Genomic DNA, 12591 nt, shown 5'->3' on the forward strand with positions numbered 1-12591 from the left:
GGGTGGAGGTGGCGGGGGAGACGGGAACCGTCGCCACAGTCCGCCGGGGCCGGGTCGAGCTGGGCGCCCCCAAGTCGCACTACGACCCGGCTCCGGCCAATCAAGATCGACTGGGAGGGGATGGGAGATGATCTTGGAGAGCACCTTCCAGTTCCTGCTAGTTATTGCCAGTAATCGCCATGTCCGGTTTGTCGTTTCTGCAGGTCAGGGCCAGTGACCTGCAGGGACATCAGGCCCGGGGCTGCTGCTGGGTGATGCAGTGGATCCCGCCGCCGTTGGCGAAGATCTCGCGGGCGTCGACGAGTTCGACGGTGCGGCCGGGGTAGGCCGCGGCGAGGATGTCGGCGGCCTCCTGGTCGCGCGGGTCGTCGAAGGCGCACAGCACGACGGCGCCGTTGGCGACGTAGTGGTTGATGTAGGAGTAGTCGACCGGCTCGCCGTCCTCGTCGAACAGGACGGTGGGAGCGGGCAGTTCGATGACCTCCAGCTGCCGGCCCCGGGCGTCGGTGGAGGCGCGCAGGATGGCGACCAGTTCCTGGCAGACCCCGTGGTCGGGGTGGGACGGGTCGGGCTGGACGTGGGCGACGACGACGCCGGGGCGGACGAAGGAGGCGACGATGTCGATGTGGCCGCGGGTGCCGAACTCGTCGTAGTCGCGGGTGAGTCCGCGCGGCAGCCAGATCGCCTTGGTGGTGCCGAGGAAGGCGTGCAGCTCGGCCTCGACCTGCTCCTTGGTCCAGTCGGCGTTGCGGCCCTCGCCGAGCTGGACGGTCTCGGTGACCAGCACCGTGCCCTGGCCGTCGACGTGGATGCCGCCGCCCTCGTTGATCAGCCGGGAGGCGAAGCGCTGGACGTCGGTCAGTTCGCTGATGTGCTCGGCGATGTGCTGGTCCTTGTCCCAGCGGGCCCAGGACTGGGCGCCCCAGCCGTTGAAGATCCAGTCGGCGGCGGCGAGCGAGCCCTTGCCGTCGATCAGGAAGGACGGGCCGATGTCGCGCATCCAGGCGTCGTTGAGCGGGCGTTCGACGATCTCGACCTGCTCGGAGACGTACTTGCGGGCCTCGGCGGTCTCGCCGGTGTTGACGATCAGCGTCACCGGCTCGTACCGGACGATGGTGTCGGCGACGGCGGCCCAGGCCTGGCGGGCGGCGTGCAGCTGCTCGGGGCCGTCGAAGGTGGGGTTGGTGGTGGGGAAGGCCATCCAGGTGCGGTCGTGGGGGTGCCATTCGGCGGGCATCCGGTAGCCGAGGGAGGCGGGCGTGGGGGTGGTCATCGTGGGAGTCCTCAACTATGGGGGGATCAGAGGAAGTAGAGGCGGCTGAGGGAGACGCTGTCGGCGGGTTCGGAGCGCAGCGGCGAGCCGTCCAGGGAGACCAGCCCGGTCTCGGTGACGTCGACGTGGCCGATCCGGGCGTTGCGCACCATGTCGCGCGGCCCGATGCCGCGGGTGCCCCGGACGCCGACGCGGCGGCGGCGGGTGGGCAGTCCGTCGTCGGGGCGGTCGAGGTAGGCGGCGTCGGCGGCGGCCTGGGCGACGAACGCGACCGAGATGTCGGCGGCGGTCGCGCCGTGGGCGCCGAACTGGGGTCCGAGGACGAGCGGTTCGCAGCGGTCGGTGGAGGCGTTGGGGTCGCCGACCACGCCGTAGGCCGGGAATCCGGACTTGAGGACGAGCTGCGGCTTGGCGCCGAAGTGGTCCGCGCGCCACAGCACGATGTCGGCGAGCTTGCCGACCTCGATCGAGCCGACCTCGTGGGCGAGGCCGTGGGCGATGGCCGGGTTGATGGTGAGTTTGGCGATGTAGCGCAGCACCCGCTCGTTGTCGTCGCCGCTCTCGGTGGTCCCGTAGGAGCCGGTGCCGTCGAGCGGGCCGAGTTCGGCCTTCATCTTGCCGGCCATGGCGAAGGTGCGGCGCACGGTCTCGCCGGCCCGGCCCATGCCCTGGGCGTCGGAGGAGGTGATGCCGATGACCCCGAGGTCGTGCAGCACGTCCTCGGCGCCCATCGTCCCCGCCCGGATGCGGTCGCGGGCCATGGCGGCGTCGCCGGGCAGGTCGACCTTGAGGTCGTGCGCGGAGACGATCATGTCGAAGTGCTCGCCGAGGGCGTCGCGGCCGAACGGCAGGGTGGGGTTGGTGGAGGAGCCGATGACGTTCGGCACGCCCGCCATCTTGAGCACGTTGGGGACGTGGCCGCCGCCGCAGCCCTCGATGTGGAAGGCGTGGATGGTCCGGCCCTCGAGGACTCGGAGGGTGTCCTCGACCGACAGGCACTCGTTCAACCCGTCGGTGTGCAGGGCGACTTGGACGTCGTACTCCTCGGCGACGCGCAGCGCGGTGTCCAGTGCGCGGGTGTGCGCGCCCATGTCCTCGTGCACCTTGAAGCCGGAGGCGCCGCCCTCGGCCAGCGCCTCGATCAGCGGGGCCTCGTCGGAGGACGAACCGCGGCCCAGGAAGCCGATGTTGACCGGCCAGGCGTCGAAGGCGTTGAAGGCGTGGCGCAGCGCCCAGGGCGAGTTGACGCCGACGCCCCAGACCGGGCCGAACTCCTGGCCGATGATCGTGGTGACGCCGGAGGCGAGCGAGGCCTCCATGATCCGCGGCGAGAGCAGGTGGACGTGGGTGTCGATGGCGCCGGCGGTGGCGATCAGGCCCTCGCCGGAGACGATCGTGGTGCCGGTGCCGACGACCACGTCCACGCCGTCCAGGGTGTCCGGGTTGCCGGCCCGCCCGATCGAGGCGATCCGGCCGCCGATCAGGCCGATGGACGTCTTGCGGATGCCCTGGACGGCGTCGATGACCAGGACGTTGCTGATCACCACGTCGCAGGTGTCGCGGACGGCGGCGGGCTTGAGGTGCAGGCCGTCGCGGGCGGTCTTGCCGAAGCCGGCCAGGAACTCGTCGCCGGGCGCCTGGGAGTCGGACTCGACGCGGACGATCAGTCCGCTGTCGCCGAGGCGGATCCGGTCGCCGGCGCGCGGGCCGTGCACGGAGATGTAGTCGTGGGGAGAGATCGAAGTCACGACGGCACCTCCGCGTCGTCGAAGCTGGTCAGGTAGCCGGTCGCGCGGGCCTTCTCGAGTGCGGCCTCCTTCGCGCCGGGCGCGTCCAGGGGGCCGTCCACCAGGCCGGCGAAGCCGATCGCGACCCGGTCGCCGCCGATCGGGACCAGGCCGACCTCGACGGTGGCGCCCGGGTCGAAGCGCACCGAGGAGCCGGCCGGGACGGCCAGGTGGGTGCCGTAGGCGGCGGCGCGGTCGAAGGCCAGGCGCGGGTTGGCCTCGAAGAAGTGGAAGTGCGAGGTGACCGAGATCGGCACCGCGGCCGTGTTGTGGACCGGGATGAGCAGGGTCTCCTCGACCGGGTCGTAGCCGGCGCCGTCGCCGATCAGCGCGCCGCCGGGGGCCTCGTCGCCGAGCGAGCCGGCGCCCTTGAAGGGGTCGTTGACGACGGCGAGGCGGGTGCCGTCGTCGAAGACGGCCTCGACCTGGATGACGGTGACCACGTCCGGCACGCCGGGCAGCACGTCGTCGGCGGTCAGCACGGAGCGGCCGGCCTCGATGGCCTCGGCCAGGCGCAGGCCGTCGCGGGCGGCCTCGCAGACGGTGTCCGCGATCAGGGCGGTCGCCTCGGGGATGTTGAGGCGTACGCCCCGGGCTCGGCGGGCGCGGGCCAGTTCGGCTGCTGTGAAGATCAGCAGCCGGTCCCGCTCGGTGGGGGTCAGTCGCACGGTTCCTCGCTCACGGTCGCCGGGGAGGGGGGTCGGCTCGGGGCCGGGGCTTCCGGGGTGATGTTAGAACGGCGTTCAAACATCTCGGGTCATTGAACCCACACCGGGGCGTCATGTCCAGCGTTGCCGCTCGACGGGGGTTCGGCTTGTCGGGAGGGCGGCGGGGCTGAGGGTCCGGAAAGGGGCGGGCGCGCGGGGCGCCGAGGGGGCGGACACCGGGCTGGCGCACGGTGGTGGCAGGGGCGGGCGCGCGGGCCGTACGGGCGCCGGGCGTGCGCGGGATCGGGTGGGGGCGGGCTCGAAAACAGCCTCTGCGCTTCGCAAACCTGTCCGGCGCGGGCAGTTGGATCACGTGAACCTCCCCGTGCCCCTTTCACCCCACGTGATCGGACGCACACTGTTGCAAACGCCGTCAACTGGGCATGAGGATGGGTGGTCAGAACGAGGGGGCCACCCGGCCGGCGGGGGATCCGGAGGCGGGGGTCCGGATTCAAGGGCGGGGGAATGTGGTGATGGACGGTCAGTCGCGATTCCCGCGGCAGCGGACGAGTTCGGGCGACGCCTACCGGTCCGGGCCGGCCCGGGGGCCAGCCGCCGGCAGCGGTACGAGCACCAGCACCAGCACCAGTACCAGCACCGGGGCGGACCTGCCGGGTGCGCCGGCCCCGGGGTGCGCGCTGCACCGCCGGCTGCACCTGACGCTCGACCCGGCCGACCTGGTGGCGGTGGGTGCGGTGCGGCACCGGCTGCGCACGGCGCTGAGCCACTGGGGGGTGCCGGAGCTGTCCGACACCGCCGAACTGCTCTCCTCCGAGCTGGTCACCAACGCGCTGCTGCACACCACCAAGGGCGCGGTCTTCGACGCCGTGCTCGGCTCGGACAGCCGGCTGCGGATCGAGGTGCAGGACGGCGCGAGCCGGCTGCCCGGGCGCCGGCGCGATCCGGAGGCCGAGTACGCGACCTCCGGCAGAGGCCTGTTGCTGGTGGAGGCGCTCGCGGACTCCTGGGGCGTGCAGCTGCGCGGCGACGGCAAGGTCACCTGGTTCGAGCTCGCCACGCCGTGACGGAGACGATGACCGCGCCGCCGACCGCGGCGCTGACCGCGACGAGGACCGCAGCGACGACCGCGCACCCAACCGCCCAGGCCCGCAGGATCGTTCGCCATCGATCGATCCGTTCCCGAAGCAAGCCCTGAACACAAGGTGGGGCACAAGATTTCCGGCCCGTTGGCATTGCCGCTCGGCCGAACATTGGACAGGATGGTGGGAATGTGTGTCCACGTGCGGGAAGCAGCGGGGAGACCGAACCTCGACTGACCACCGTCCGTCGGCACCGTCCGATCCAGCACGACCCATCACACCGCCACGCGGCCCGTCCGGACGGTCGGCGCGGTCCGCCACGGCAGCGGCAGGAGCAGCATGCCCACTGAGCCAGAGTCGCCGGGGCCGGCCCTTCCTCCCGGCGCGCCCGCCGTGGAGTCGCCGCCAGCCGCCCGCCCGCCCGCGCAGGCCACCCGCCGCAACTCCGTGCGCACGCCGCCCGTGCTCGCCTCCGGGCGGCTGGCGCCGGTGCTGTCCGGCGGACTGCCGCCCTCCTCCGCCGACTCCATGCCGGACTGGCTGGAGCCCGCGATGGCCGCCAACGGCATCGGCTCCTTCGACTGGGACATCCGCCGCGACGTCCTGGAGGGCGACCAGCGGGCCTGCGCGATCATCGGCCTGGACGCCGTCGAGCGGGACCGCTTCGACCGCACCGCCGCCTCCTTCCTGTCCCTGCTGCACCCCGAGGACGCGCCCGTGGTGCGCCGCCGGGTCGAGCGCGCGGTGGCCGAGCTGGGTCAGTGCGGCGCCTACTACCGCACCGTCGGGCCGAACGGGACGATGCGCGCGGTGCGCTTCCGCGGCCGGGTGCTCGCGGACGCCTTCGGCCGCGCCTCCCGGATGGTGGGCTTCGTCTGGGACGCCACCGTCGAGCTGCACAAGCGCGACCGGGCCGACCGGCTCGCCCTGCTGCGCGAGGAGCGCTCCCGGTTCATCAAGGAGGCCGCGCGCGCCCTCTCCGAAGCGGTCACCGTCCGTGACGTGGCCCGGGTGTTCACCGAGCTGCCGCTGCCCGGACTGCCGCCGGACGGCCTGGTGCTCGCCTCCTTCGAGGCCGGACGGGCCAGGATCCTCGGCGCCTCCGGCTACCGCTCCCAGGCGCTCGCCGTCTGGGACCGCGCCGTGCTGCCCGCCGGCCACCCGGCCGCCGAGGCGCTGAAGCACCGCGTCCCGGTCTTCATCTCCAGTCGCGAGGACTTCCGCGACCGTCACCCCGACGTCTGGGAACAGACCAGCCGCACCGGCCGCGGCTCCTGGGCCTACCTGCCGCTGGTGGCCAGCGGCCGGGCGATCGGCGTCTGCGTGGTCAGCTTCGACGACGAGCGCGAACTGGACGCCGACGAGCGCACCCTGCTGACCACCCTGGGCGGGCTGGTCGCCCAGTCGCTGGCCCGGGCCCGGCTGCACGACGCCGAGCACGAGCTGGCGGCCGGCCTGCAGCGGGTGATGCTGCCGCGCACCGTCCCCTCCATCCCCGGCGTGACCACCGCGGTGCGCTACCTCGCGGCCGGCTCCGGCCTGCAGATCGGCGGCGACTGGTACGACGTGGTGCCGCTGCCCGGCGGGCACGTCGGCCTCGTGATCGGCGACGTCCAGGGGCACGACGTGCACGCCGCCGGGATCATGGGCCAGCTGCGGATCGCGCTGCGCGCCTACGCCGCCGAGGGCCACCCGCCCGCCGCGGTGATGGCCCGCGCCTCCCGCTTCCTCGCCGACCTGGACACCGACCACTTCGCGACCTGCACCTACGCCGAGGTCAACGTGGACTACGGCGTGGTCTACGCGGTCCGGGCCGGCCACCTCGACCCGGTGGTGCGCCGCGCGGACGGCACCGCCGCCGTGGTGCCGGTGGCCGGCGGGCTGCCGCTGGGCATCGACCCGGACCAGGAGTACCGGGTCACCCGGTTCAGCCTGGACCCGGGCGAGACGGTGCTGCTGTGCACCGACGGCCTGGTCGAGGCCCGCGGCATGGACCTGGACGAGGGAATCGGACGGCTGACCCGCGCCCTGGCCCGCCCGCTGCCGCTCGCCGACGAGGCGGCCCGCGACCCGTTGGAGGAACTGGCCGACCGGATCGCCTCCCAGGCCGCCGACTCCAGCGAGCGCGAGGACGACATAGCGCTGCTGCTCCTGCGCTGGGACGGCCCGGCGGGCGGGCTCGCCGCCCAGCAGCTGCGCCGCCGGATCGGCCAGGCCGACCTGGCGCGGATCGCCGAGGTCCGCGCCGAACTGCGCGACGCGCTGCGCCGCTGGGGCGTCGCCGAGTTCATCGACACCGCCGAGCTGCTCTCCTCCGAACTGGTCACCAACGCGATCCGGCACACCGACCGGGACGCCATGTTCACCGCCCGGCTCTACCGGGAGCCGGCCTCGGACGGCGGCCGGGCCAGGCTGCGGGTCGAGGTGGAGGACGAGTCGGACCTGTGGCCGACCCGCCGGACGCCGGGGGAGCAGGCCTCCTCCGGGCGCGGGCTGATGCTGGTCGAGGCGCTGGCGGACTCCTGGGGCGTGGAGCCGCGCGGATCCGGCAAGCGGATGTGGTTCGAGCTCAGCGGGTCGAACGCGGCCTGACCGTTCCGGGCCGGGGCCGGCCCGGAACGGATCAGCCGAACTGCTGCTCCAGGTCCTTCAGTTTGCGCTCCAGCGAGTCCAGCCGGGGCAGCGTGACGGTGTCCTCGTCGACGGTGAGGTCGATGGTGCGCCGCTCCGGACGGGCCGGCAGGCCCGGCTGCACGACGGTACCCTCGGCCGCCTCGACCTCGCGCGCACCGGCTTCCCGGGCACCGGCCTCGACCTCGCGACCGGCCTCGGCTGAGCCGGCTATCGCGGGCTCCGAGCCGGCCGACTCCAACTGCCGTGCGCCGCCGCCGCGTCCGCGCCAGTGGCTGCCGCCGCGGTTGATCGCCCGGATCTCGGCCCGCTCGCGGCGCCCGGCCAGTTTGCGCCGCTCCTTCTCCAGCGCGCGCTCCCGCTTGTCGTCGCGGACCTCGTCCACCGCCTCGTCCAGGCTGCGCACGCCCTCCAGGAGCATCAGCGACCAGGCCGCGTAGGTCTCGCGCGGGGCGCGCAGCCAGCGGACGATGCGGATCTGCGGCAACGGGCGGGGCACCAGGCCCTGTTCGCGCAGTGCGGCCCGGCGGGTCTGCTTGAGCGCGCGGTCGAACAGGATCGCGGCGGACAGCGACATGCCGGAGAAGAACTGCGGGGCGCCGGCGTGGCCGAAGCCACGCGGGGCGTGCACCCAGTTGAACCAGGCCGAGGCGCCGGCGAAGAGCCAGACCAGCAGCCGGGAGCCGAGCGCCGCGTCGCCGTGGCTGGCCTCGCGGACGGCGAGCACCGAGCAGAACATCGCGGCGCCGTCGAGCCCGAACGGGACGAGGTACTCCCAGCCGCCGGAGAGGCCGAGGTTCTGCACGCCGAAGCCGACCAGTCCGTGGAAGGAGAGCGCGGCCGCGACCCCGGCGCAGCAGAACAGCAGCGTGTAGGAGGCGGCGCCGTACAGGGACTCCTTGTTGCGGCGCCGTTCCTCGGAACGCTCCCAGGAATCCCCGCCGGCGGCGGATCCCCGGCTCCGGGCCAGGGCCACCAGGAGGGCGCTGACCAGCAGCCCCGCCACCCCGGTGACGGCCCAGCCGAGCGGTATGTCGGACAATTTCATCGCCGGAACCAGCCTCGCTTTCTGCGTCGCGTTCCTGCGCCGCCGCTGCGTTCCGGCAGCGGGGCGGGGACCATCATGGCGGATGCCTGGCGAGCGAATGGCCGATTCGCCGTCAATGCGCTGGGGAGAGGGATTTCTGACCCATCACAAATCGCATGGTCATATGAATTCGGCGTGGGAGGTTCCCGGAATTGCGGGCTTTTCGAATCTGGAATCGCACGCATTTCCGTCAACGTCGCGTGACGCGGGGGCAGCCGCCACACATTGCCCCGGGTTCCACGGTGTAGACGAGGCAACAGCTGGCCCGGGCCCGGGCCGTACCCGAAGCGCCGGTGCGGGCGGGCGTCGGGGGCGCGAAACCGGCGCCCGGGGTGAAGGGGGCCGGGGCGGGAGCGGGGCTCTGGCCCGCGCCGGGCGTGCGCGCTGGCTCGGAGGTCGAGCCCCCGGCTGCCAGCAGCGCGGACAGTTCGGCGCGCGCCCGCTCCTGCTCCCCGAGCAGCCCACCCGCGTACCAGAGCCCCTCCACCACCGCGTCGGTGGCCATCGCCCACAGCACCCGGGGTCCGCGGCGCACCGCAGGCCCGAAGGCGGCCAGCACGGGTGCCAGGAACTCGCCCAGCGCGTACCGCAGTTCGGCCGCCAGTGCGGCCCCGTCCGGCGTCGTACGGGCCTCGGGCGAGCCGGCCGCCGGGTCGTCCGGCAGGCAGCCGAAGGCCTCCGGGCGCACCGTCAGCTCGATCGAGGTGGGGTCGCGGCGCAGCGAGACGTCGCCGGGGCCGAGCAGCGGCACGCGCCGTTCCAGGAACCACGGCACGGTGAACAGCAGTGAGACCGACCAGACCAGGCGGTGCAGTCCGAAGCCGGCGGCGACGTCCGGGCGCAGCGGTCGGCCGTAGCGGGCGAGGCCCCGTCGGGCGTCGTGGGCGATCAGCTCGCGCACCGCGGCCGGGTCCGTGGTGAGGTCGGCGACGGGCAGCCAGCCGCCGCCCCGGCGGGGTGGGGCGCAGCGCACGTCCAGGATCGGGGTCAGCGCGGTCAGCCGGTGGTACGAGGGGACGCAGGGGGTGGAGGTGTCCGGCGCGTGGGCCGGGGTGTGCGCCTGGGTGGTGCGGGGGGCGCACGGCGCGGGGCCGGGGCGGGTGCTGCTCGCGGTCATGGGCGGGCCCCATCGGGTCGACCGGGGCCGCCGGAGGACCGCCCGGCGGCCCGGCCACGGGGACGCCGGGGCCCGGCCGGACCGGGGCACGGCGGTGCCCGGGGAACAGCAAGGCGACCTGTCCGGGGCACTGCTCACTCCGGACAGGTTAGCCTCACCTTAGCTGATGGTCCCTCCGGTCTCGCTGGCGATGCGCCCATCCGGGGGAGCCCCCGGCGCGCGCCCCGGCGTGCGCGGGGTGCCCCCCGGCGTGCGCGAGATGCCCAGCTGGCGCGCGAGCCAGACCGGCACCCCGCCCAGGGCGTGCACCAGGCGGGCGGCCTCGGCGCGCAGCCGTACGGCCTCCGGCGGCTCGGACACCTCGGCGAGCGCGGCGAGCGCCGGCGCCACCCCCACCGTGAAACCGAGTTGCTCGCGCAGCCGCAGCGAGGCGTCGAAGCCCTCCCGGGCGTTGCCGCGGTCCCCGCGGGAGAGCGCCAGCGCGGCGAGGTGCCGCCAGGTGTAGGAGCGCAGCAGTTCGTCCCCGCGCTCGCCGGCGCCCTCGTGCGCCCGGCGGTAGGCGATCCAGGCGGCGCCGCGGTCGCGCAACAGGTTCTCGGCGACCAGTCCGCGCCGGAAGTCCAGCAGCGGGCGGCCCGGGGCGTCCGGCGGCAGCAGGGCCGAGGTGCGGCCGAGTGCCGCCTGCGCCTCGTCCAGCCGGTCGCGCGGGCCGAGCACGCTGGCGAGGTAGGCGAGGAAGCCGCGGGCGCAGGCGGCGGCCGCGCGCTGTTCGGTGCCCTGCGCCAGGGCTTCGGCGAGTCGTAACGCCTGTTCCGCCTGGGTCCACTGCGAGGCGGTGAACAGGCACTGTTCGATGAGGAGTTCGGCCCGTGCGAGGGCGACGGCCGGGTCGTGTTCGGCGGCGGGTCGCAGCAGTTCGGCGGCCTCCTGCCAGCACCCCCGGGACCGCAGCCGCCACACGGTGTCGCCCGGTTCCTCCGCTGCTGCCCGCCCCCGTTCGTCCGGGCCGTTCGGGCTCCATCCGTGCTCCGACAACGCCACCTCCTTGTGTGCGCCATCCAGCAGGGCGCGGACCTGCCCCTGGGGCCCTGCCGCCACGACCCGTGCGCATGGCGACGGCAGGGCGAAAGGCCCGCGCTGTGGCGGCAATTCAACACGGGGGCGAGCTTGTGCACCAGATCACGAGCGGAGGTTGTTGATTTTCCGGACGAGATGATCTAGAGGGGCAATGTCCCGTCTCAGGAGGTCCAGCCGGTCTCCATCAGGGCCTCCGCGGCGCCGTTGGCGGGCTGCGGCACGCCGGCCAGGTCCAGGCTGAACAGGGCGACCAGCAGTTGTTCGCCGCGCACGGTGGCCTGGTGGGAGTAGCCGGCCAGGGTGAACATGGCGGCGGCCATCTCCTCGGCGTGCAGGGTCTGCAGCCACAGGCACTCGACCGACTTCACGTCGGCGGGCTCGGTCCAGGTGTCGACCTGGGCGACCATCCGGCTGCCCAGCAGGGTGACCCCGTCGCGTTCCTGGGCCTCGGTCAGCTCCAGGTCGTCGAAGCCCAGCCACTCCAGGTAGCGGGCGGCCGTGAACACCGCGTCCTGCGAGGTGCGCACCGGGTGGGGCCGGAACGGGGTGCGGTGCCGGAAGGGGCGGGAGCTGCCGGCCGAGCCGCCGGGGGGCGCGGGCGGGGCGGGCGGGGCGGGCACCGGGGTGTTCATCGGGTGGGCGGGGTACGGGCGGGAGGCCTGCGGGCCGGGGGCGGCGAGCGGTCCGGCCGTGCCGTTGCCCAGCCGGGTGGTGCGGTCCACCGGGAGCCGGACGGTGGCGCCGCAGTTGCAGGTGAACTCGGGCTGCGGCCACTGGTCGGAGCGGCCGCAGTGCGGGCAGCGCATGCTCAGCCAGGAGTCCTCCCAGGACCGGAACCGCACCTGCACCGGCACCCCGCCGCGCAGCAGCGGCACCTTCAGCGAGGCGCCGCACGGGCATGGCAGCGCCGGCGGTTCGTACAGGTGCTCGCGGCGGCAGGCGGGGCAGCGGATCGCCCGGGCGCCACCGCCCGCCCCGGGCCCTGGCCGCGCGGGGTCGTGTCCGGTGAAGTCGTCGGGCAGTCCTGCCATCGCGGGCTCCGTCCGTCGGTGTCGGGTGGGTGGATGCATCCCATGCTCCCCGAAACGTCCGGCTCTGGGCGCGGAATGGGGCAATCCTCAGGGACGGATCAGGGGGCGGTGACCGGGGAGGGCGAGGCCGGACCCTTCGCAGGGAGGATGCGCGGCGGGCCTGCGGAGCACGTCAGCGGGCCGACCAGCGGGCCAGGTCGGCGGGGGTGTCCAGGTCGTCCGGGACGGCGACGTCCGCGCACTCGACCAGGACGAGCTCCGCGGCGTGCGCCGCCAGCAGGGCGCGGGCCCCGGCGTCGCCCGCGGCGCCCTCGGCGGCCTCGGCGAAGTGCCGCGCGCCGATCAGCACCGGGTGCCCGCGCCGCCCGCCGTACGCCGCCGCGGCCAGTTCGGCGCCGGCCCGGTGCGCGGCCAGCAGCCGGGCCACCGCGGCCGGGGTGACGCCCGGGGTGTCGACCAGCATCACCAGCACCGCCGGGGCGTCCGGCGCCAGCGCGGCCAGCCCGGCCCGCAGCGAGGAGCCCATGCCCTCGGCCCAGTCCGGGTTGGCCACCAGCCGGCAGCCCGGCAGGTGCGCGGTGGAGCGGACCCGCTCGCGCTCCGCGCCCAGCACCACCGTGACGTCCGGGCAGCCGCCGGCCCGTACGGTGGCCACCGCGTGCTCCACCAGCGGCCGGCCCGCGTACCGGATCAGCGCCTTGGGCCGCCCGCCGAGCCGGCGTCCGCCCCCGGCGGCGAGGACGAGGGCCGGGACGGCGGGCGGTGTGTTCTGCATGCGCCCAGCCTGCCCGGTCCGGGCCCGGGCGGACAGCGGTTCGCGACTTGTGCGAATCCACAGGAC

General features: G+C 74.4%; 10 protein-coding genes. 2 read left to right on the top strand and 8 right to left on the bottom strand.

The window, feature by feature from the left end; all coding sequences use genetic code 11:
* Nucleotides 1–229 precede the first annotated feature (229 nt).
* Genes O1G21_RS29420 through ureA form a run of 3 tightly spaced genes read right to left on the bottom strand, consistent with a single transcriptional unit; the run spans nt 230 to nt 3728 of the window.
* Nucleotides 230–1273 carry an agmatine deiminase family protein gene (locus O1G21_RS29420; protein ID WP_270147930.1) on the bottom strand — a complete coding sequence of 348 codons (1044 nt, stop codon included), beginning with the start codon at nt 1271–1273 and terminating at the stop codon, nt 230–232.
* Between the two features lie 26 nt (nt 1274–1299).
* Entirely contained in the window at nt 1300–3021 is a 1722-nt protein-coding gene (locus O1G21_RS29425; protein ID WP_405000734.1) for an urease subunit alpha, read from the bottom strand.
* Nucleotides 3018–3728: an urease subunit gamma gene (ureA, locus tag O1G21_RS29430; RefSeq protein WP_270147931.1), complete on the bottom strand. Its 711-nt coding sequence runs from the start codon at nt 3726–3728 to the stop codon at nt 3018–3020. Before ureA ends, O1G21_RS29425 begins: the two co-directional genes overlap by 4 nt.
* A 512-nt stretch (nt 3729–4240) precedes the next feature.
* Here ureA and O1G21_RS29435 point away from each other — a divergent pair.
* Together O1G21_RS29435 and O1G21_RS29440 are read left to right on the top strand one after the other, a co-directional pair.
* Nucleotides 4241–4792 (top strand): ATP-binding protein, encoded by a 552-nt coding sequence (locus tag O1G21_RS29435; RefSeq protein WP_270147933.1) that lies wholly within the window; start codon nt 4241–4243, stop codon nt 4790–4792.
* 354 nt (nt 4793–5146) lie between these two features.
* Entirely contained in the window at nt 5147–7399 is a 2253-nt protein-coding gene (locus O1G21_RS29440; protein WP_270147935.1) for a SpoIIE family protein phosphatase, read from the top strand.
* 31 nt (nt 7400–7430) lie between these two features.
* Here the strand turns inward: O1G21_RS29440 and O1G21_RS29445 are convergent, their stop codons facing one another.
* From O1G21_RS29445 to O1G21_RS29465, 5 genes are all read right to left on the bottom strand, one after another.
* Entirely contained in the window at nt 7431–8486 is a 1056-nt protein-coding gene (locus O1G21_RS29445; RefSeq protein ID WP_270147936.1) for a DUF2637 domain-containing protein, read from the bottom strand.
* Between the two features lie 229 nt (nt 8487–8715).
* Nucleotides 8716–9642, bottom strand: coding sequence for a (2Fe-2S)-binding protein (locus O1G21_RS29450; protein ID WP_270147938.1), 927 nt, complete (start codon nt 9640–9642; stop codon nt 8716–8718).
* 159 nt (nt 9643–9801) lie between these two features.
* The gene (locus tag O1G21_RS29455) at nt 9802–10677 is read right to left on the bottom strand and encodes a tetratricopeptide repeat protein (RefSeq protein ID WP_405000735.1); all 876 of its coding nucleotides are present in this window, start codon (nt 10675–10677) and stop codon (nt 9802–9804) included.
* Nucleotides 10678–10880: 203 nt separating this feature from the next.
* Complete coding sequence (locus O1G21_RS29460; protein WP_270147940.1) at nt 10881–11750, bottom strand: hypothetical protein; 870 nt, start codon at nt 11748–11750, stop codon at nt 10881–10883.
* Nucleotides 11751–11922: 172 nt separating this feature from the next.
* Nucleotides 11923–12525 carry a nucleotidyltransferase family protein gene (locus O1G21_RS29465; protein WP_270147942.1) on the bottom strand — a complete coding sequence of 201 codons (603 nt, stop codon included), beginning with the start codon at nt 12523–12525 and terminating at the stop codon, nt 11923–11925.
* Between the last annotated feature and the right edge of the window lie 66 nt (nt 12526–12591).

The sequence above is a fragment of the Kitasatospora cathayae genome (assembly GCF_027627435.1).
Taxonomy (GTDB): domain Bacteria; phylum Actinomycetota; class Actinomycetes; order Streptomycetales; family Streptomycetaceae; genus Kitasatospora; species Kitasatospora cathayae.

Bases quoted from the DNA above. Each gene is read 5' to 3' on its own strand.
- O1G21_RS29445 (WP_270147936.1), bottom strand. From the start codon at position 8,486: ATGAAATTGTCCGACATACCGCTCGGCTGGGCCGTCACCGGGGTGGCG.
- O1G21_RS29420 (WP_270147930.1), bottom strand. From the start codon at position 1,273: ATGACCACCCCCACGCCCGCCTCCCTCGGCTACCGGATGCCCGCCGAA.
- O1G21_RS29450 (WP_270147938.1), bottom strand. From the start codon at position 9,642: ATGACCGCGAGCAGCACCCGCCCCGGCCCCGCGCCGTGCGCCCCCCGC.
- O1G21_RS29465 (WP_270147942.1), bottom strand. From the start codon at position 12,525: ATGCAGAACACACCGCCCGCCGTCCCGGCCCTCGTCCTCGCCGCCGGG.
- O1G21_RS29460 (WP_270147940.1), bottom strand. From the start codon at position 11,750: ATGGCAGGACTGCCCGACGACTTCACCGGACACGACCCCGCGCGGCCA.
- O1G21_RS29440 (WP_270147935.1), top strand. From the start codon at position 5,147: ATGCCCACTGAGCCAGAGTCGCCGGGGCCGGCCCTTCCTCCCGGCGCG.
- O1G21_RS29435 (WP_270147933.1), top strand. From the start codon at position 4,241: ATGGACGGTCAGTCGCGATTCCCGCGGCAGCGGACGAGTTCGGGCGAC.